This window comes from Escherichia sp. F1, assembly GCF_046764225.1.
Classification (GTDB): Bacteria; Pseudomonadota; Gammaproteobacteria; order Enterobacterales; family Enterobacteriaceae; genus Escherichia; species Escherichia coli.
Genome location: NZ_CP177202.1, coordinates 676,041 through 696,088, shown reverse-complemented (window position 1 = coordinate 696,088; position 20,048 = coordinate 676,041). Strand labels below are relative to the sequence as shown.

The window sequence follows — 20,048 nt, the reverse complement described above, 5'->3', positions numbered from 1 at the left end:
GCAGTGGCAAGACCTGACACAGAGGATTCCGATTGATGTCGAATGCTTTGCGTAGCGACACTGATGCCACTACTATCGTTCCACTTTCCATGACAATAACGACAGCCTGATGCCAAAATTACGCCTGATCGGATTAACTTTACTCGCACTTAGCGCCACTGCCGTCTCACACGCTGAAGAAACGCGCTATGTTTCTGATGAACTGAATACCTGGGTCCGTAGCGGTCCGGGAGATCATTATCGCCTCGTGGGCACGGTTAACGCCGGCGAGGAAGTGACCTTATTACAAACTGACGCCAACACCAATTATGCCCAGGTGAAAGACAGCTCTGGCCGTACCGCCTGGATCCCGTTGAAACAACTTAGCACTGAGCCAAGCCTGCGCTCCCGTGTGCCAGATCTGGAAAATCAGGTCAAAACCCTGACCGATAAACTCACCAATATCGATAACACCTGGAATCAGCGCACCGCAGAAATGCAGCAAAAAGTGGCGCAGAGCGACAGCGTGATCAACGGGTTAAAAGAAGAAAATCAGAAACTGAAAAACGAGCTGATTGTCGCACAGAAAAAGGTCGATGCCGCCAGCGTACAGCTGGATGACAAACAGCGCACCATCATCATGCAGTGGTTTATGTATGGCGGCGGCGTGCTGGGGCTTGGCTTGCTGCTCGGTCTGGTACTGCCGCACCTGATCCCAAGCCGCAAACGCAAAGATCGCTGGATGAACTAAATCGCCTTCTTCGTTGCACTGTCTTATTATTAGGAATTGTGTATTTGACGAAGGGATGATGGCGTGAAGATTTATCTGGTCGGTGGTGCTGTTCGGGATGCATTGTTAGGGCTACCGGTCAAAGACAGAGATTGGGTGGTAGTCGGCAGTACGCCACAGGAGATGCTCGACGCGGGCTACCAGCAGGTAGGCCGCGATTTTCCTGTTTTTCTGCATCCGCAAACGCATGAAGAGTATGCGCTGGCACGTACCGAACGGAAATCCGGTTCCGGTTACACCGGTTTTACCTGCTATGCCGCACCGGATGTCACGCTGGAAGATGATCTTAAGCGTCGCGATCTGACCATTAATGCGCTGGCCCAGGACGATAACGGCGAGATTATCGACCCGTACAACGGTCTGGGCGATCTGCAAAATCGTCTGTTGCGCCATGTTTCCCCCGCTTTTGGCGAAGATCCGTTACGCGTACTGCGCGTGGCGCGTTTTGCTGCGCGTTATGCCCACCTCGGTTTTCGTATTGCCGATGAAACTCTGGCGCTGATGCGCGAGATGACCCACGCGGGTGAACTGGAACACCTGACGCCTGAACGGGTGTGGAAAGAGACGGAAAGCGCCCTCACTACCCGCAATCCCCAGGTGTTCTTCCAGGTACTGCGCGATTGCGGCGCACTGCGCGTTTTATTCCCGGAAATTGACGCCCTGTTTGGCGTTCCAGCCCCTGCCAGGTGGCATCCGGAAATCGACACCGGTATTCACACCTTAATGACGCTCTCAATGGCGGCGATTCTGAGTCCGCAGGTCGATGTCCGTTTCGCAACGCTATGCCACGATCTCGGTAAAGGACTCACGCCGCCAGAACTTTGGCCGCGTCATCATGGTCATGGCCCGGCGGGTATTAAGTTAGTGGAACAACTCTGTCAGCGTCTGCGCGTGCCAAATGAAATTCGCGATTTAGCCAGACTGGTGGCTGAGTTTCACGATCTCATCCACACCTTCCCAATGCTGAACCCAAAAACCATCGTCAAATTGTTTGATTCCATCGACGCCTGGCGTAAACCGCAGCGTGTCGAGCAACTGGCGCTGACCAGCGAGGCTGACGTGCGCGGCAGAACCGGTTTTGAATCAGCGGACTACCCGCAAGGCCGCTGGTTGCGCGAAGCCTGGGAAGTGGCGCAGTCAGTGCCGACAAAAGCCGTCGTTGAAGCGGGATTTAAAGGTGTGGAGATTCGCGAGGAGCTGACCCGACGGCGGATTGCGGCGGTAGCCAGTTGGAAGGAACAACGTTGCCCAAAGCCTGATTAAGCACTTGAATTTCAATATATTGCAAACACCGTCCAGGTCGGATAAGACGCACATGCGTCATATCCGACACTATCCCTCAATCAAAAGAACACGACATACACCGCAGCTGCCACAATAAAGCGATAAATGGCGAACGGGATAAACGAAATGCGCTTAATCAATTGCAGGAAGGTTTTAATCGCTATCAGTGCCACCACAAAAGCGGTGATAAACCCAACGGCAAACATCGGGATATCGCCGGTTGTCAGGAAGCCCCAGCTTTTGTAGAGATCGAGCGCCGTTGCACCCATCATCATCGGCACCGCCAGCAGGAACGAGAACTCGGAAGCAGCGTAACGGCTCACGCCCATCAGCATCCCACCTGAAATGGTCGCCCCGGAGCGAGAGAAACCCGGCCACAGCGCCAGACACTGGAAGCAACCAATCATAAACGCCTGACGATAGGTCATATCATCGAGACCCGGCGCACGCGGTTCTTTTGGTTTCAGGCATTCGGCGGCAATCAGCAACAGACCGCCAACGACCAGCGCATACATCACATTTATCGGGTTAAACAATGACTTAATCGTGTCGTGGAACAACAGCCCCAGTACCACCGCCGGAATCATCCCCAGCAAAATGTGGATCAGCGTTAAACGACCTTTGCTTTCTCCTTCGTGCTGCAACGGGCGACCAAAGTGAATACCAATAAGGCCAAACAGACGTCGCCAGAACATGACAACCACTGCCAGAATTGATCCTAACTGGATCACGACTTCAAAGGTTTTCGCCGTGTCGCCCTCAAATCCCAACAAGTGACCGACAATAATCATATGGCCCGTGCTGGATACCGGCAGAAATTCTGTCAATCCTTCGACCACACCCAATATTGCCGCTATCAGCAGCGAGTGCATATCGCTCATCAATAAACCCCTAAATTATAAAAATGTAACGCTTGTCCGAACTACTGCAGTATGACCAGGTTATAACCGTTTGGTTTAACAGCTGTAAAATTAATTATTTTCTTTCAGATTATTGCCACGCTCAATGATGACGCCAACATTCGCCGCCCGCGCCACTGCGCCTGGCTTGCTGAGTTTGATACGCACCCACGGCGAGTTGAAGCGTGCTAACAGCAGCTCCGCCACCTCTTCCGCCACACGTTCCACCAGCGCAAAACGCGCCCCCTCGACGTGGCTGACCACCGTTTCTGCAATGTCAGCGTAACTGAGGCAATCCGCCACATCATCACTTTTCGCCGCTTTACGGTTATCCCACGCCATTTCGATATCGAACACTAACTTCTGTTCGATGGTCTGTTCCCAGTCGTAAACACCAATGGTGGTGATTACCGAAAGTTGCTCTATAAATACAATATCCATCACGTCCTGCCTGCTTTTTGGCTAACCGGATACCACTTCCGGCGAAATGTGCGTATTATCCACAGATTCATCGTTGAACACGAATTTTCAAAACGGAACAGCTTATGAGTGCAATCGCGCCTGGAATGATCCTCATCGCGTACCTCTGCGGCTCCATTTCCAGTGCCATTCTGGTTTGCCGCTTGTGTGGGCTGCCCGATCCGCGAACCAGCGGCTCCGGCAATCCTGGCGCAACCAATGTGTTACGTATCGGTGGCAAGGGAGCAGCCGTAGCAGTACTGATTTTCGACGTTCTGAAAGGAATGTTGCCTGTCTGGGGCGCGTATGAATTAGGTGTCAGCCCCTTCTGGCTAGGCTTAATTGCCATCGCCGCCTGTCTTGGACACATCTGGCCCGTTTTCTTCGGTTTTAAAGGAGGAAAAGGCGTTGCTACCGCTTTTGGTGCCATCGCACCAATTGGCTGGGATCTTACCGGAGTAATGGCGGGAACCTGGTTACTGACCGTGCTATTGAGCGGATATTCGTCGCTGGGAGCGATTGTCAGTGCACTGATTGCTCCGTTTTATGTCTGGTGGTTTAAGCCACAATTCACCTTCCCGGTTTCGATGCTCTCTTGCCTGATCCTGCTGCGTCATCATGACAACATCCAGCGTCTGTGGCGTCGTCAAGAGACAAAAATCTGGACGAAATTCAAAAGAAAGCGCGAAAAGGATCCTGAGTGATTTTTCGCGAGTCTACATAACCTGATAGCCTTCGTCGGGCTTGCCCAGCCGTTGCTGGCACCATGCCGCCAGAAATTCCACGCAGACACGTAATTTCATGCTGCGATAGAGCGGCTCCCGGTAAACAGCCCAGATATTGGCGCTTTGTGCATACTCCGGCAATACTCGCACCAGTTTGCCACTCTCCAGAAACGGTAAAACATCCCACTCAGAACGCAGCATAATCCCTTTGCCCTCCAGCGCCCATTGCAACACTATCTCGCCGCTATTGGAGGAAAGATGCCCGCTTACCTTCACCGATTTTTTCTCCTGACCGTTCCCCAACTCCCATATTCCGTGGGTCATATCGCGCTCTTTGGTCACCAGACAATCATGACGACTTAATTCCTGTAAGGATTGTGGCTGCGGATATTTTTGCAGATACTCAGGTGCTGCGCATAATATTCTTTTATTTTTCGTTAACAGATGCGCAATATAATAATCAGGAATTTCGTCATTAATACGAATATCCAGATCAATATTATCCTGCACTAAATCAATTTGCCGATCGAACAATTCAAAATGCACCTGTAACTCAGGATAATTGCGCATCAGTTCGGTAATGGCTGGCGCAATATGGCTGCGCCCAAAACCAAAACTGCAACCAATACGAATCATCCCCTCCGGGCGCGTTTTGATTTGCGTGACGTCATCGACCAGTCGCTGATATTGGGTGAGGATTTCCAGCGCATGCTCGTAACAACGTTGGCCACTTTCAGTCAGCGCCACGCCGCGAGCGGAGCGGTTCAGCAGCGTTGTTGCCAGCGTATTTTCAAGGATTTGGATCCGCTTGGTGACAAATGCAGGCGTCTGCCCAAGCGTCGCCGCTGCGGCGCTAAAACTCCCGCTGTGGACGATTTCTACCAGTACCTGCAAATCTTTGGCTAAAGGCCAGCTATTCAGCATCGTTAATTATCCGCAGTTGTGATAAGCGCAGTGTATTTCGCAAAACATTGCCATTCCCTGCTCTGGCGCAATATTCATTCTTATTTTCGCGTTGATTCACGAACTGTTAATTACATATTCACGGTGGCAAAAAATATAAAACCACATTTTTAGTGGTAGTTTGTGACGGTAAATTTTTCCAGACAAATACAGAAACTGGAGTTGCCATGATGAGCGAAAGTAATAAGCAACAGGCAGTGAATAAGTTGACAGAGATTGTCGCTAACTTTACCGCCATGATTTCTACCCGAATGCCTGATGACGTGGTGGATAAACTAAAACAGCTAAAGAATGCCGAAACGTCGTCGATGGGGAAAATTATCTACCATACGATGTTCGACAACATGCAAAAAGCGATTGACCTGAATCGTCCTGCCTGTCAGGACACCGGGGAGATTATGTTCTTCGTTAAAGTCGGTTCCCGCTTCCCACTGCTTGGCGAGCTGCAAAGCATTCTTAAGCAAGCCGTGGAAGAGGCAACCGTCAAAGCGCCACTGCGCCACAACGCGGTGGAAATTTTTGACGAAGTAAATACCGGCAAAAATACCGGTAGCGGCGTACCGTGGGTCACCTGGGACATCATCCCCGACAATGACGATGCGGAAATCGAAGTTTACATGGCAGGCGGCGGCTGCACGTTGCCTGGTCGTTCGAAAGTGTTAATGCCGTCGGAAGGCTACGAAGGCGTAGTGAAATTCGTCTTCGAAAATATCTCCACCCTCGCCGTAAACGCCTGTCCACCGGTACTGGTAGGCGTGGGCATCGCCACCTCGGTGGAAACCGCCGCTGTGCTCTCACGTAAAGCCATTTTGCGCCCAATTGGCAGCCGCCACCCCAATCCGAAAGCGGCAGAGCTGGAGCTACGCCTGGAAGAAGGACTCAACCGTCTGGGGATTGGTCCACAAGGGCTGACTGGCAACAGTTCAGTGATGGGCGTACATATCGAATCTGCCGCTCGCCATCCGTCAACCATCGGCGTTGCTGTTTCTACAGGCTGCTGGGCGCATCGTCGCGGCACACTGCTGGTTCATGCCGATCTCTCCTTTGAAAATCTGTCTCACACCCGGAGCGCGTTATGAAAAAGATCCTGACAACCCCGATCAAAGCTGAAGATCTGCAAGATATTCGCGTCGGCGATGTGATCTACCTGACCGGTACGCTGGTGACCTGCCGTGACGTTTGTCACCGCCGCTTGATCGAACTGAAACGTCCGATCCCTTACGATCTCAACGGCAAAGCGATTTTCCACGCTGGCCCCATCGTGCGCAAAAACGGCGACAAATGGGAGATGGTATCCGTCGGTCCGACAACCAGTATGCGTATGGAAAGTTTTGAACGTGAATTTATCGAGCAGACCGGCGTGAAACTGGTGGTCGGCAAAGGCGGAATGGGGCCGCTGACCGAAGAAGGCTGTCAGAAATTCAAGGCGCTACATGTGATTTTCCCGGCAGGCTGCGCAGTACTGGCGGCAACCCAGGTGGAAGAGATTGAAGAAGTGCACTGGACAGAACTCGGGATGCCGGAGTCGCTGTGGGTCTGCCGGGTCAAAGAGTTCGGTCCGCTGATTGTCTCTATTGATACCCACGGCAACAACCTGATAGCCGAAAACAAAAAGCTGTTCGCCGAACGCCGCGATCCCATCGTGGAAGAGATTTGCGAGCACGTCCACTACATCAAATAACCCTCCCGGAGAGGCTCACCCCCTCTCCTTTTTCGCAGGCATAACACGATGAAACCTTCCACTGAATGGTGGCGATACCTTGCGCCGCTGGCGGTCATCGCCATTATTGCTCTAATTCCGGTTCCCGCAGGGCTGGAGAGTCATACCTGGCTCTACTTTGCCGTTTTTACTGGCGTGATCGTTGGACTGATCCTCGAACCCGTGCCGGGTGCCGTGGTGGCGATGGTGGGTATCTCCATTATCGCCATTCTCTCGCCGTGGCTGCTGTTTAGCCCGGAGCAGCTCGCCCAACCAGGTTTTAAGTTCACCGCCAAATCCCTCTCGTGGGCGGTTTCTGGTTTTTCTAATTCGGTTATCTGGCTGATTTTCGCCGCCTTTATGTTTGGCACAGGCTATGAAAAAACCGGGCTGGGGCGACGTATCGCGCTGATTCTGGTGAAAAAGATGGGGCATCGTACGCTGTTTCTCGGCTATGCGGTGATGTTCTCCGAGCTGATCCTGGCACCTGTAACACCGTCCAACTCGGCGCGCGGTGCGGGGATTATCTATCCCATCATCCGTAACCTGCCACCGCTCTATCAATCACAACCAAACGACAGCAGTTCGCGCAGCATTGGCTCGTACATCATGTGGATGGGGATTGTTGCCGACTGCGTGACCAGCGCCATTTTCCTGACGGCGATGGCACCTAACTTGCTGTTAATTGGCCTGATGAAAAGCGCATCTCACGCCACACTGAGTTGGGGCGACTGGTTCCTCGGGATGTTGCCGCTCAGTATTTTACTGGTTCTGCTGGTTCCCTGGCTGGCTTACGTGCTGTACCCGCCGGTACTGAAGTCTGGCGATCAGGTGCCGCGCTGGGCAGAGACGGAACTGCAGGCAATGGGCCCGCTCTGTTCGCGTGAAAAACGGATGCTGGGGCTGATGGTAGGCGCACTGGTGCTGTGGATTTTTGGCGGTGATTATATCGATGCCGCGATGGTCGGTTACAGCGTGGTGGCACTGATGCTGCTTCTGCGCATTATCTGCTGGGACGATATTGTCAGTAATAAAGCGGCGTGGAACGTTTTCTTCTGGCTGGCCTCGCTTATCACCCTCGCTACCGGACTCAACAACACCGGTTTTATTAGCTGGTTTGGCAAACTGTTAGCAGGCAGCTTAAACGGTTATTCGCCAACGATGGTGATGGTGGCGTTGATTGTGGTCTTTTATCTGCTGCGCTACTTCTTTGCCAGCGCCACGGCGTATACCTCCGCTCTCGCGCCGATGATGATTGCCGCTGCGCTGGCGATGCCGGAAATCCCGCTGCCGGTGTTCTGCCTGATGGTTGGTGCGGCAATTGGTCTGGGGAGCATTCTTACACCATACGCCACCGGCCCCAGTCCGATTTACTACGGCAGTGGTTATCTGCCAACGGCGGATTACTGGCGACTGGGGGCGATTTTTGGGCTGATATTCCTCGTATTGCTGGTGATTACCGGCTTACTGTGGATGCCCGTGGTGTTGCTTTAAGTGAGGACGGTGCCGGAAGTGACTCTCCGGCACCCAATAGTTTTACGCAGCCGGTAACTCCGCCAGCGGCCAGCGCGGACGCACGCTAACGCCGAGATCCGCCGTCGCGCCTGCTTTAAACCGCACCATTCCGGCATAGGCGATCATCGCGCCGTTATCAGTACAAAATTCCGGACGCGCGTAGAACACTTCGCCACGGCGTTTTTTCATCATTTCAGCCAGCTTCGCCCGTAACGTGCGGTTAGCACTCACGCCGCCTGCCATTACCAGTCGCTTAAAGCCCGTCTGATCCAGCGCTCGCTTACACTTAATCATCAACGTATCGACCACCGCATCTTCAAAGGCGCGGGCGATATCAGCACGCGTCTGGTCGTCGGTGCCGTTATCACGAATGGTATTTGCCGCGAAGGTTTTCAGACCAGAAAAGCTGAAATCCAGCCCTGGACGGTCGGTCATCGGGCGCGGGAAGACAAAGCGCCCGGCTGTACCCTGCGCCGCCATTTTCGACAGTAATGGCCCGCCAGGATAATCCAGCCCCAGCAGCTTCGCGGTTTTATCAAACGCTTCACCAGCCGCATCATCGATAGACTCTCCGAGCAGCTCGTACTGACCAATGCCAGTGACGCTGATTAACTGCGTATGACCGCCGGAAACCAGCAGCGCGACAAACGGAAATTCCGGTGGGTTATCTTCCAGCATCGGCGCTAACAGATGCCCTTCCATATGGTGTACAGGGATCGCCGGAACGTCCCAGGCAAACGCCAGAGAACGCCCCACGGTCGCGCCAACCAGCAGCGCGCCGACTAATCCAGGGCCTGCGGTATAGGCCACAGCATCAATGTCTTTTGCCGTTAAACCAGACTCCTTTAGCGCCGCCTGGATCAACGGTACGGTTTTACGCACGTGATCGCGGGAGGCCAGTTCAGGCACGACGCCGCCGTAGTCAGCGTGCAATTTCACCTGACTATACAATTGGTTGGCTAACAAACCTTTTTCATCGTCGTAAATGGCGATGCCGGTTTCATCGCAGGAAGTTTCAATACCCAGTACACGCATGACTTGTTTTACCTCGCTTTATTACCGCGCAGTGTAGGACCAATGCGGGTTGATGTAAAACTTTGTTCGCCCCTGGAGAAAGCCTCGTGTATACTCCTCACCCTTATAAAAGTCCCTTTCAAAAAAGGCCGCGGTGCTTTACAAAGCAGCAGCAATTGCAGTAAAATTCCGCACCATTTTGAAATAAGCTGGCGTTGATGCCAGCGGCAAACCGAATTAATCAAAGGTGAGAGGCACATGCCGGTAATTAAAGTACGTGAAAACGAGCCGTTCGACGTAGCTCTGCGTCGCTTCAAGCGTTCCTGCGAAAAAGCAGGTGTTCTGGCGGAAGTTCGTCGTCGTGAGTTCTATGAAAAACCGACTACCGAACGTAAGCGCGCTAAAGCTTCTGCAGTGAAACGTCACGCGAAGAAACTGGCTCGCGAAAACGCACGCCGCACTCGTCTGTACTAATTCCCCGAGAGCGTTGCTCTCCGATCAGACCGAGTTGTAGTTGTAAGGCCGTGCTTCCGAAAGGAATGCGCGGCTTATTTTCGTTTATGAATTGCTAAAAATCGGGGCCTATGGCTGGACGAATCCCACGCGTATTCATTAATGATCTGCTGGCACGCACTGACATCGTCGATCTGATCGATGCCCGTGTGAAGCTGAAAAAGCAGGGCAAGAATTTCCACGCGTGTTGTCCATTCCACAACGAGAAAACCCCGTCATTCACCGTTAACGGTGAGAAACAGTTTTACCACTGCTTTGGATGTGGCGCGCACGGCAACGCGATCGACTTCCTGATGAACTACGACAAGCTCGAGTTCGTCGAAACGGTCGAAGAGCTGGCAGCAATGCACAATCTTGAAGTGCCATTTGAAGCAGGCAGCGGCCCCAGCCAGATCGAGCGCCATCAGCGGCAAACGCTTTATCAGTTGATGGACGGTCTGAATACGTTTTACCAACAATCTTTACAGCAACCTGTTGCCACGTCTGCGCGCCAGTATCTGGAAAAACGCGGATTAAGCCACGAGGTTATCGCCCGCTTTGCGATTGGTTTTGCCCCCCCTGGCTGGGACAACGTCCTGAAGCGGTTTGGCGGCAATCCAGAAAATCGCCAGTCATTGATTGATGCGGGCATGTTGGTCACTAACGATCAGGGTCGCAGTTACGATCGTTTCCGCGAGCGGGTGATGTTCCCCATTCGTGATAAACGCGGTCGGGTGATTGGTTTTGGCGGACGCGTGCTGGGCAACGATACCCCCAAATACCTAAACTCGCCGGAAACGGACATTTTCCATAAAGGCCGCCAGCTTTACGGTCTTTATGAAGCGCAGCAGGATAACGCTGAACCCAATCGTCTGCTTGTGGTCGAAGGCTATATGGACGTGGTGGCGCTGGCGCAATACGGTATTAATTACGCCGTTGCGTCGTTAGGTACGTCAACCACCGCCGATCACATACAACTGTTGTTCCGCGCGACCAACAATGTCATTTGCTGTTATGACGGCGACCGTGCAGGCCGCGATGCCGCATGGCGAGCGCTGGAAACGGCGTTGCCTTACATGACAGACGGTCGTCAGCTACGCTTTATGTTTTTGCCTGATGGCGAAGACCCTGACACGCTGGTACGAAAAGAAGGTAAAGAAGCGTTTGAAGCGCGGATGGAGCAGGCGATGCCACTCTCCGCATTTCTGTTTAACAGTCTGATGCCGCAAGTTGATCTGAGTACCCCTGACGGGCGCGCACGTTTGAGTACGCTGGCACTGCCACTGATATCGCAAGTGCCGGGCGAAACGCTGCGAATATATCTTCGTCAGGAATTAGGCAACAAATTAGGCATACTTGATGACAGCCAGCTTGAACGATTAATGCCAAAAGCGGCAGAGAGCGGCGTTTCTCGCCCTGTTCCGCAGCTAAAACGCACGACCATGCGTATACTTATAGGGTTGCTGGTGCAAAATCCAGAATTAGCGACGTTGGTCCCGCCGCTTGAGAATCTGGATGAAAATAAGCTCCCTGGACTTGGCTTATTCAGAGAACTGGTCAACACTTGTCTCTCCCAGCCAGGTCTGACCACCGGGCAACTTTTAGAGCACTATCGTGGTACAAATAATGCTGCCACCCTTGAAAAACTGTCGATGTGGGACGATATAGCAGATAAGAATATTGCTGAGCAAACCTTCACCGACTCACTCAACCATATGTTTGATTCGCTGCTTGAACTGCGCCAGGAAGAGTTAATCGCTCGTGAGCGCACGCATGGTTTAAGCAACGAAGAACGCCTGGAGCTCTGGACATTAAACCAGGAGCTGGCGAAAAAGTGATTTAACGGCTTAAGTGCCGAAGAGCGATCGGGAAGCCCCCGACAGCCGCACTGAGAGGCAGCGGCAAATATATAAGTACGCCCTCGTAATTATCGTTGGCGGTAAACAACCGTTGGATTTCAGCGTTAACGGCTGAAGGACATCGGGTCAATCGCCCAACACCAACCTCATGAAATAAGTGTGGATACCGTCTTATGGAGCAAAACCCGCAGTCACAGCTGAAACTTCTTGTCACCCGTGGTAAGGAGCAAGGCTATCTGACCTATGCCGAGGTCAATGACCATCTGCCGGAAGATATCGTCGATTCAGATCAGATCGAAGACATCATCCAAATGATCAACGACATGGGCATTCAGGTGATGGAAGAAGCACCGGATGCCGATGATCTGATGCTGGCTGAAAACACCGCGGACGAAGATGCTGCCGAAGCCGCCGCGCAGGTGCTTTCCAGCGTGGAATCTGAAATCGGGCGCACGACTGACCCGGTACGCATGTACATGCGTGAAATGGGCACCGTTGAACTGTTGACCCGCGAAGGCGAAATTGACATCGCTAAGCGTATTGAAGACGGGATCAACCAGGTTCAATGCTCCGTTGCTGAATATCCGGAAGCGATCACCTATCTGCTGGAACAGTACGATCGTGTTGAAGCAGAAGAAGCGCGTCTGTCCGATCTGATCACCGGCTTTGTTGACCCGAACGCAGAAGAAGATCTGGCACCTACCGCCACTCACGTCGGTTCTGAGCTTTCCCAGGAAGATCTGGACGATGACGAAGATGAAGACGAAGAAGATGGCGATGACGACAGCGCCGATGATGACAACAGCATCGACCCGGAACTGGCTCGTGAAAAATTTGCGGAACTGCGCGCTCAGTACGTTGTAACGCGTGACACCATCAAAGCGAAAGGTCGCAGTCACGCTGCCGCTCAGGAAGAGATCCTGAAACTGTCTGAAGTATTCAAACAGTTCCGCCTGGTGCCGAAGCAGTTTGACTACCTGGTCAACAGCATGCGCGTCATGATGGACCGCGTTCGTACGCAAGAACGTCTGATCATGAAGCTCTGCGTTGAGCAGTGCAAAATGCCGAAGAAAAACTTCATTACCCTGTTTACCGGCAACGAAACCAGCGATACCTGGTTCAACGCGGCAATTGCAATGAACAAGCCGTGGTCGGAAAAACTGCACGATGTCTCTGAAGAAGTGCATCGCGCCCTGCAGAAACTGCAGCAGATTGAAGAAGAAACGGGCCTGACCATCGAGCAGGTTAAAGATATCAACCGTCGTATGTCCATCGGTGAAGCGAAAGCCCGCCGTGCGAAGAAAGAGATGGTTGAAGCGAACTTACGTCTGGTTATTTCTATCGCCAAGAAATACACCAACCGTGGCTTGCAGTTCCTTGACCTGATTCAGGAAGGTAACATCGGCCTGATGAAAGCGGTTGATAAATTCGAATACCGTCGTGGTTACAAGTTCTCCACCTACGCAACCTGGTGGATCCGTCAGGCGATCACCCGTTCTATCGCGGATCAGGCGCGCACCATCCGTATTCCGGTGCATATGATTGAGACTATCAACAAACTCAACCGTATTTCTCGCCAGATGCTGCAAGAGATGGGCCGTGAACCGACGCCGGAAGAACTGGCTGAACGTATGCTTATGCCGGAAGATAAGATCCGCAAAGTGCTGAAGATCGCCAAAGAGCCAATCTCCATGGAAACGCCGATCGGTGATGATGAAGATTCGCATCTGGGGGATTTCATCGAGGATACCACCCTCGAGCTGCCGCTGGATTCTGCGACCACCGAAAGCCTGCGTGCGGCAACGCACGACGTGCTGGCTGGCCTGACCGCGCGTGAAGCGAAAGTTCTGCGTATGCGCTTCGGTATCGATATGAACACCGACCACACGCTGGAAGAAGTGGGTAAACAGTTCGACGTTACCCGCGAACGTATCCGTCAGATCGAAGCGAAGGCGCTGCGCAAACTGCGTCACCCGAGCCGTTCTGAAGTGCTGCGTAGCTTCCTGGACGATTAATCGGTAGGCCGGATCAGGCGTTACGCCGCACCCGGCACTAGGCCCTCTGCACAAACGCCACCTTTTCGGTGGCGTTTTTTATCGCCCACGCACTACCAGCGCCTGGTCCAGCTCGCGATACGCTTCAACCAGTTTCTCCAGTGAAACGCGACTTAAACCGCTGGGATTTGGCAGCACCCAAATCTGCGTCGAACCAATGGTGAGCGTTTGTTTCCCCCACTGTGCACCGCGCTGGCTGAATCCCTGTTCATATGCTTGTTTGCCCAGAATCGCCAACGCCTGCGGCTGATAATCTTCAATTTTTTCAATCAGCTTACGCCCGCCTGCGTGTAGCTCCTGCTTTGAAACTTCATTGGCTTGCACCGTTGGACGGTCTACCAGTTTGGTGACGCCACAACGATAATCCAGCAGATGCTGTGCCTCCTGCGGCTTCAACTGACGGTCGGTAAACCCGGCCTGATATATCACCTTCCAGAAGCGATTTGCCGGATGAGCAAAGGGAAAACCAGTCCCGGCGGATGAAAGCCCAGGGTTGATACCGCAAAACACGACCCGTAACCCTGGAGCCAAAATATCCTCAACCATATTTACTCCTTTCTAACATCACCAGGAAAAGTATAACGGATTGAAAATACATTGTTTATAAAAACAGCAGGCGCGCGGTAATGGCTGGATTGCGACACGGAGTTACTTTATAATCCGCTACCATGGCCCCTTAGCTCAGTGGTTAGAGCAGGCGACTCATAATCGCTTGGTCGCTGGTTCAAGTCCAGCAGGGGCCACCAGATATAGCAAAGGCTGACGAGAAATCGTCAGCCTTTTTCTTTTTATATATCAGTTACTTTGCGTGCCAGTAAGCCGCTGCACGTACCCGCTGTGGGTCATACTGTTCCGCTTCAAAGCGGCGGCTTAAATTCTTAACGACTTTGCCTTCGCCGGTTATCCAGATGAAGTAATCATCGGCAGGGATTTGCATCTGCGCCAGACGCGCATTTACTGCCTGCTCATCATGTGCCAGCCATTCGATATTAAAACCATCAAGGTGCGCGAGATAATCCTGACAGGCGTTATCCCGCACGCTAACCAGCGCGCTAACTTGCGGTTTAACGGCAAGTTTGCTCAACGTTTCCAGGCGGCGGCGCAGTGCGGGCATTCCGGATTCATCGCAGACATACAGCTGATACGCGTAATCTTCCGGCACCACCAGCGAACCGCGCGGACCTGCCACCGTGAGTTTATCGCCCGGTTGCGCCTGCATTGCCCAGCTGCTGGCGACGCCACCTTCGTGAATAAAGAAATCAATCGCCAGTTCATGGCGTAGTTCGTCATACAGCGGTGTATAGTCACGCGACGGTGGGCGTGGTCCTTCCGGCCAGACGATGCCCTCTTCCGTTACTGTTGGCGGCACAAAGTGAGCATCAGATTGAGGAAAGAAGAGTTTGCTGTGATCGTCAAAGCCGCGCGATGTAAAACCGTCCAGCGCCTCGCCGCCAAGGACAATGCGCTGAAAACCGGCGCTAATACGCTCAACGTGTAGCACAGTCAGTTCACGGAAGCGCAGATCATTGCGAACGCGCTGCGGGTAGCGGGGGGAGTTATTCATTGTTATCGCCTTCGTGATAGTAATCAGATATATCTAAATAAATTTCGCAAATGATAATGATTGTTAATCATGATAAATGCAAGCGATTTGTAGAACTGATATATCTGAAGTATGAGAAGACATTCAGCGTCGTAGCAAGGCTTTCGGATGCGGCGTGAACGCATTATCCGGCCTGGATGTGAGGTGCATCCACGTTTAAAAATCATTTTTATACTTGCAAGAGCGCTCATATCAGATATAAATTAGATATATCTAATCAAGCAAAAGGAGGCTGATATGAGCCATCATCACGAAGGGTGTTGTAAACATGAAGGCCAGCCACGCCATGAAGGCTGCTGCAAAGGTGAGAAGTCAGAACATGAGCACTGCGGACACGGTCACCAGCATGAACACGGTCAATGCTGCGGTGGTCGCCACGGTCGCGGCGGCGGTCGTCGGCAGCGTTTCTTTGGTCACGGTGAATTGCGTCTGGTGATTCTGGATATTCTCTCGCGCGATGACAGCCACGGTTACGAGTTGATTAAAGCGATTGAGAATCTAACCCAGGGGAATTACACCCCAAGCCCGGGCGTCATCTACCCGACGCTGGATTTTCTCCAGGAGCAGTCGCTGATTACCATCCGCGAAGAGGAAGGTGGTAAGAAGCAGATTGCGCTGACCGAACAGGGCGCGCAGTGGCTGGAAGAAAACCGCGAACAGGTGGAGATGATCGAAGAACGCATCAAAGCGCGTTGCATTGGTGCTGCACTCCGCCAGAACCCGCAAATGAAGCGGGCACTGGATAATTTTAAAGCGGTGCTGGATTTACGCGTCAACCAGAGCGATATCACTGATGTGCAGATAAAAAAGATCATTGCGGTGATCGACCGCGCCGCTTTTGATATTACGCAACTGGATTAATCACCGATTGCCGGATGCGACATACCGATTAATGCAGCACCGTCACCGCGTCTTCCAGTCGGCTGGCGCGGTGTTTCACCATCGCCGACACCTGCGCACTCTCTTCCACCAGCTCGGCATTTTTCTGGGTGATGAGGTTAAGCTCATCCACTGCACGGGTCAGGCTGGAAAGCCCATCGGCCTGTTCCAGCGTTGAATGGCTAATCTGGGCGATCAACTGGGTGACGTTTTTCACCTGTGCCACAATATCTTCCATCGTCCGTCCGGCTGCGTGTACCTGCTGCGAACCGGATTGCACCTTATCAGCACTGGCATCGATCAGCTTGCGAATATCGTTGGCGGCACTGGCGCTGCGGCTGGCTAAATGACGCACTTCCCCTGCCACGACTGCAAAACCTTTGCCTTGTTCGCCGGCTCGCGCCGCTTCCACCGCCGCATTCAGGGCCAGAATATTGGTCTGAAACGCAATATCGTTAATCAGCGAAGTAATGGTGCCAATGCGCTGGGTACTGTCGGCGATATCGTCCATTGTCTTGATCACCGTGGTCATCGCCTCCCCGCCCTGCACTGCCGCATTACTGGCAGTGATAGAAAGTTTATCGGCAGCCGACGCCGTGGCAGAGTTCTGTTTCACCGACGCCGCCATTTGGTTCATGGTCGCCACCGTTTGCTGAACGTTATCAACTGTCTGCTGGGTATGTTCGTTCAGTTCATCGGTGCCTTTCGCCAGCGTCTCACTGCCATTTCTGACACTGGACACCTGGCTTGAGACATCGTTAATTAGCCAACGGCACATCAGGCCAAGCTGCCCTACCGCGCGTAATGTCAGCCCCAGCTCATCGCTGCGATTCAGATGCTCAACACTATTACGCTCTCCGGTCGCCACCTTCAGTGCCTGACGGGCGACATTTTCTATCGGGCGGACAATCTGCCATTCAAAACAGGCGCTTGCCAACAATACCACTAACGCACAGAGGATATACGTCACCACCGGGGCAGCAACAAACCAAAGCATGACCGCCAGCAAGATAAACATCAGGGTCATCACGCCACGCGCCCGCCAGCGAAGCGGTAATGAAGGCAGTTTACCCAGCCAGCCTTTACGCACCACCAGGCCTTTATGAATACGCTTACTGGTACGTCCGGCGTTCAACGCTTTGTACAGCGGCTCCACCGCCGCGATCTCTTCATCCGTCGCCCGGGTACGAATCGACATATAGCCACTGATTTTTCCCTCGCGCACCATCGGTACCGCATTGGCCCGCACCCAATAATGGTCGCCATTTTTGCGGCGATTTTTCACGATGCCGCTCCAGGGCTCCCCTTTTTTCAGGGTGAACCACATATCTGCAAACGCCGCTTTTGGCATATCCGGGTGACGCACCATGTTGTGCGGCTGCCCTTGTAACTCTTGCAAGGTAAAGCCGCTCACCTGCACAAAAGTGTCATTAGCATGAGTGATATAGCTTTGCAGATCGGTAGTGGACATCAGAGTGGTATCGTCCGCCAGCGGAGTATTTTGCTGGGTGACATACGGATGAGAAGACATGTTCGCGTCCTGTGCAGGTTATATGGTTGTTAACTTCTTGTCAGAGTTTATGTCGGCCCCGCTGCGGTTATCTTTAACTGATTAATTTGATTTAGATCGCAATTTGCGATTAAAGCATAAATCTAATCCCTTGATTTAAAATACTTTCACTCTGTTACTATACGAAAACGTTAATTATCTTGCCCAAAAATCAGGCAGTTGTTGCCCTGAAAGTGTGCATTTGTGAAGCAATCGCCAAATCCATACCCGACAAAAACCGTGCAAAATAACAACAGATGTTAACAAATAGCATTAAATATTGCGCAAATGATGACCACATTTGTGTTTATCCCGATTTTCGCGATCGCAGCCGGAGTGGCGTAATCCCTGCAATACTTAAATCGGTATCATGTGATACGCGAGCCTCCGGAGCATATTTTGAACAGGTTACCTTCGAGCGCATCGGCTTTAGCGTGCAGCGCCCACGCCCTGAATCTCATTGAGAAGCGAACTCTGGATCATGAGGAGATGAAAGCACTTAACCGAGAGGTGATTGAATACTTTAAAGAGCATGTCAATCCGGGGTTTTTAGAGTATCGCAAATCTGTTACCGCCGGCGGGGATTACGGAGCCGTAGAGTGGCAAGCGGGAGGTTTAAATACGCTTGTCGACACCCAGGGACAGGAGTTTATCGACTGCCTTGGAGGTTTTGGAATTTTCAACGTGGGGCACCGTAATCCAGTTGTGGTTTCCGCCGTACAGAATCAACTTGCGAAACAACCGCTGCACAGCCAGGAGCTGCTCGATCCGTTACGGGCGATGCTGGCAAAAACACTTGCTGCACTGACGCCCGGTAAACTGAAATACAGCTTCTTTTGTAATAGCGGCACCGAGTCCGTTGAAGCAGCGCTGAAACTGGCGAAGGCTTACCAGTCACCGCGCGGCAAGTTTACTTTTATTGCCACCAGCGGCGCGTTCCACGGTAAATCACTTGGCGCGCTGTCAGCCACGGCGAAATCGACCTTCCGCAAACCATTTATGCCGCTGCTGCCAGGGTTCCGTCATGTGCCGTTTGGCAATATCGAAGCCATGCGCACGGCTCTTAACGAGTGCAAAAAAACCGGTGATGATGTGGCTGCAGTGATCCTCGAACCGATTCAGGGTGAAGGTGGCGTAATTCTGCCGCCGCCGGGCTATCTCACCGCCGTGCGTAAGCTGTGCGATGAGTTCGGCGCACTGATGATCCTCGATGAAGTGCAAACGGGCATGGGGCGCACGGGCAAGATGTTCGCCTGCGAGCATGAGAACGTACAGCCGGATATCCTCTGCCTTGCCAAAGCGCTCGGCGGCGGCGTGATGCCGATTGGCGCAACCATCGCCACTGAAGAGGTGTTCTCAGTCCTGTTCGACAATCCGTTCCTGCATACCACCACCTTTGGCGGCAACCCGCTGGCCTGTGCGGCGGCGCTGGCGACCATCAATGTGTTGCTGGAGCAGAACTTACCGGCTCAGGCTGAACAAAAAGGCGATATGTTGCTGGACGGTTTCCGTCAACTGACGCGGGAATATCCCGATCTGGTGCAAGAGGCGCGTGGTAAAGGAATGTTGATGGCGATTGAGTTTGTTGATAACGAAATCGGCTATAACTTTGCCAGCGAGATGTTCCGTCAGCGCGTCCTGGTGGCCGGAACGCTCAATAACGCCAAAACGATCCGCATTGAACCGCCACTGACACTGACCATTGAACAGTGTGAACTGGTGATCAAAGCGGCGCGTAAGGCGCTGGCGGCCATGCGAGTAAGTGTCGAAGAAGCGTAATATCAAATCGGATGGCGATTCGACGTCGCCATCCGATTGTTTTATACGATACGAACGCCCGCAGGCATCATCCGCTCCGGCGTTAACAACACGCTTTCACTGCCGTCATCGGTTTCCGCACACAACAGCATGCATTCCGACGTTTCACCACGCATTTTCGCTTTTTGCAGATTGCATAAGACCACCACCGTTTTCCCCATCAACTCTTCTTCGCTGTAGTACGGCACCAGGCTAGTCACGGTTTGCAGTGTTTTTTCCCCCACATCAACCTGTACGATGTACAGCTTGTCGGCGTTTTCATGACGTTTCACTTCCACAATCTTTCCGACGCGCATTTCCAGACGTGCAAAATCAGCGTAAGCCACGGTTTCCATTGTTTCCTCCCTTCGGGTAAAATTTTACTAAACTATAGCAAAAGTTTTTCTCAATCCTGTAGGCTAAAAATGGAGAATGCAGGCGTGATCACATTCGCAAGCCGCTGTGTTACCGTTACAGCGTCAAAGAAA

General features: G+C 52.6%; 19 protein-coding genes and 1 tRNA gene. 12 read left to right on the top strand and 8 right to left on the bottom strand.

Annotated elements, in window-relative coordinates; genetic code table 11:
• Positions 1 to 109 precede the first annotated feature (109 nt).
• Together ACK8NJ_RS03295 and cca are read left to right on the top strand one after the other, a co-directional pair.
• A complete protein-coding gene (locus ACK8NJ_RS03295; RefSeq protein WP_001125331.1) occupies positions 110 to 730 on the top strand; it encodes a TIGR04211 family SH3 domain-containing protein in 621 nt (206 codons plus the stop codon).
• A gap of 63 nt (positions 731 to 793) precedes the next feature.
• Positions 794 to 2,032 carry a fused tRNA nucleotidyltransferase/2',3'-cyclic phosphodiesterase/2' nucleotidase/phosphatase Cca gene (cca, locus tag ACK8NJ_RS03290; RefSeq protein ID WP_328117074.1) on the top strand — a complete coding sequence of 413 codons (1,239 nt, stop codon included), beginning with the start codon at positions 794 to 796 and terminating at the stop codon, positions 2,030 to 2,032.
• Between the two features lie 80 nt (positions 2,033 to 2,112).
• On the opposite strand, the gene bacA is transcribed toward cca, so the two are convergent.
• Positions 2,113 to 2,934: an undecaprenyl-diphosphate phosphatase gene (gene bacA, locus ACK8NJ_RS03285; protein WP_001305111.1), complete on the bottom strand. Its 822-nt coding sequence runs from the start codon at positions 2,932 to 2,934 to the stop codon at positions 2,113 to 2,115.
• A gap of 90 nt (positions 2,935 to 3,024) precedes the next feature.
• A complete protein-coding gene (gene folB, locus ACK8NJ_RS03280; protein WP_001295541.1) occupies positions 3,025 to 3,393 on the bottom strand; it encodes a bifunctional dihydroneopterin aldolase/7,8-dihydroneopterin epimerase in 369 nt (122 codons plus the stop codon).
• Positions 3,394 to 3,497: 104 nt separating this feature from the next.
• On the opposite strand from folB, the gene plsY reads away from it, so the two are divergent.
• Positions 3,498 to 4,115, top strand: coding sequence for a glycerol-3-phosphate 1-O-acyltransferase PlsY (gene plsY / locus ACK8NJ_RS03275; RefSeq protein ID WP_001272796.1), 618 nt, complete (start codon positions 3,498 to 3,500; stop codon positions 4,113 to 4,115).
• A 12-nt stretch (positions 4,116 to 4,127) separates the two neighbouring features.
• Here plsY and ttdR read toward each other — a convergent pair whose 3' ends face one another.
• The gene (ttdR, locus tag ACK8NJ_RS03270) at positions 4,128 to 5,060 is read right to left on the bottom strand and encodes an L-tartrate utilization transcriptional activator TtdR (protein ID WP_000935209.1); all 933 of its coding nucleotides are present in this window, start codon (positions 5,058 to 5,060) and stop codon (positions 4,128 to 4,130) included.
• 206 nt (positions 5,061 to 5,266) lie between these two features.
• Between ttdR and ttdA the strand changes: the two genes are divergently transcribed.
• From ttdA to ttdT, 3 genes are read left to right on the top strand one after another with little or no spacing between them, the layout of a single operon-like run.
• The gene (gene ttdA, locus ACK8NJ_RS03265) at positions 5,267 to 6,178 is read left to right on the top strand and encodes a L(+)-tartrate dehydratase subunit alpha (RefSeq protein ID WP_077519422.1); all 912 of its coding nucleotides are present in this window, start codon (positions 5,267 to 5,269) and stop codon (positions 6,176 to 6,178) included.
• On the top strand, positions 6,175 to 6,780 hold the full coding sequence (gene ttdB, locus ACK8NJ_RS03260; RefSeq protein ID WP_000722957.1) for a L(+)-tartrate dehydratase subunit beta: 606 nt from the start codon (positions 6,175 to 6,177) through the stop codon (positions 6,778 to 6,780). Before ttdA ends, ttdB begins: the two co-directional genes overlap by 4 nt.
• A gap of 48 nt (positions 6,781 to 6,828) precedes the next feature.
• Entirely contained in the window at positions 6,829 to 8,292 is a 1,464-nt protein-coding gene (gene ttdT, locus ACK8NJ_RS03255) for an L-tartrate/succinate antiporter (protein WP_220417937.1), read from the top strand.
• A 42-nt stretch (positions 8,293 to 8,334) separates the two neighbouring features.
• Here ttdT and tsaD read toward each other — a convergent pair whose 3' ends face one another.
• On the bottom strand, positions 8,335 to 9,348 hold the full coding sequence (gene tsaD / locus ACK8NJ_RS03250; protein ID WP_001264352.1) for a tRNA (adenosine(37)-N6)-threonylcarbamoyltransferase complex transferase subunit TsaD: 1,014 nt from the start codon (positions 9,346 to 9,348) through the stop codon (positions 8,335 to 8,337).
• 237 nt (positions 9,349 to 9,585) lie between these two features.
• Here tsaD and rpsU point away from each other — a divergent pair, with 237 nt between their 5' ends.
• From rpsU to rpoD, 3 genes are all read left to right on the top strand, one after another.
• Positions 9,586 to 9,801, top strand: a complete 216-nt coding sequence (gene rpsU / locus ACK8NJ_RS03245; protein ID WP_001144069.1) for a 30S ribosomal protein S21 — start codon at positions 9,586 to 9,588, stop codon at positions 9,799 to 9,801.
• Positions 9,802 to 9,911: 110 nt separating this feature from the next.
• Complete coding sequence (gene dnaG, locus ACK8NJ_RS03240; protein ID WP_000918827.1) at positions 9,912 to 11,657, top strand: DNA primase; 1,746 nt, start codon at positions 9,912 to 9,914, stop codon at positions 11,655 to 11,657.
• Positions 11,658 to 11,851: 194 nt separating this feature from the next.
• Complete coding sequence (rpoD, locus tag ACK8NJ_RS03235) at positions 11,852 to 13,693, top strand: RNA polymerase sigma factor RpoD (RefSeq protein WP_000437371.1); 1,842 nt, start codon at positions 11,852 to 11,854, stop codon at positions 13,691 to 13,693.
• 78 nt (positions 13,694 to 13,771) lie between these two features.
• Here rpoD and mug read toward each other — a convergent pair whose 3' ends face one another.
• On the bottom strand, positions 13,772 to 14,278 hold the full coding sequence (mug, locus tag ACK8NJ_RS03230) for a G/U mismatch-specific DNA glycosylase (RefSeq protein WP_000228937.1): 507 nt from the start codon (positions 14,276 to 14,278) through the stop codon (positions 13,772 to 13,774).
• Between the two features lie 124 nt (positions 14,279 to 14,402).
• On the opposite strand from mug, the gene ACK8NJ_RS03225 reads away from it, so the two are divergent.
• Positions 14,403 to 14,478, top strand: a tRNA-Ile gene (locus ACK8NJ_RS03225).
• Between the two features lie 53 nt (positions 14,479 to 14,531).
• Here ACK8NJ_RS03225 and nfeF read toward each other — a convergent pair.
• Complete coding sequence (gene nfeF, locus ACK8NJ_RS03220; protein WP_411962109.1) at positions 14,532 to 15,296, bottom strand: NADPH-dependent ferric chelate reductase NfeF; 765 nt, start codon at positions 15,294 to 15,296, stop codon at positions 14,532 to 14,534.
• Positions 15,297 to 15,572: 276 nt separating this feature from the next.
• On the opposite strand from nfeF, the gene nfeR reads away from it, so the two are divergent.
• On the top strand, positions 15,573 to 16,196 hold the full coding sequence (gene nfeR / locus ACK8NJ_RS03215) for a DNA-binding transcriptional regulator NfeR (protein ID WP_411962108.1): 624 nt from the start codon (positions 15,573 to 15,575) through the stop codon (positions 16,194 to 16,196).
• 28 nt (positions 16,197 to 16,224) lie between these two features.
• Here nfeR and aer read toward each other — a convergent pair whose 3' ends face one another.
• Complete coding sequence (gene aer, locus ACK8NJ_RS03210; RefSeq protein ID WP_001600514.1) at positions 16,225 to 17,745, bottom strand: aerotaxis sensor receptor Aer; 1,521 nt, start codon at positions 17,743 to 17,745, stop codon at positions 16,225 to 16,227.
• 417 nt (positions 17,746 to 18,162) lie between these two features.
• Here aer and ygjG point away from each other — a divergent pair, with 417 nt between their 5' ends.
• Positions 18,163 to 19,542, top strand: coding sequence for a putrescine aminotransferase (ygjG, locus tag ACK8NJ_RS03205; protein WP_089703920.1), 1,380 nt, complete (start codon positions 18,163 to 18,165; stop codon positions 19,540 to 19,542).
• Positions 19,543 to 19,583: 41 nt separating this feature from the next.
• On the opposite strand, the gene ACK8NJ_RS03200 is transcribed toward ygjG, so the two are convergent.
• The gene (locus ACK8NJ_RS03200) at positions 19,584 to 19,916 is read right to left on the bottom strand and encodes a tRNA-binding protein (protein ID WP_000450588.1); all 333 of its coding nucleotides are present in this window, start codon (positions 19,914 to 19,916) and stop codon (positions 19,584 to 19,586) included.
• Between the last annotated feature and the right edge of the window lie 132 nt (positions 19,917 to 20,048).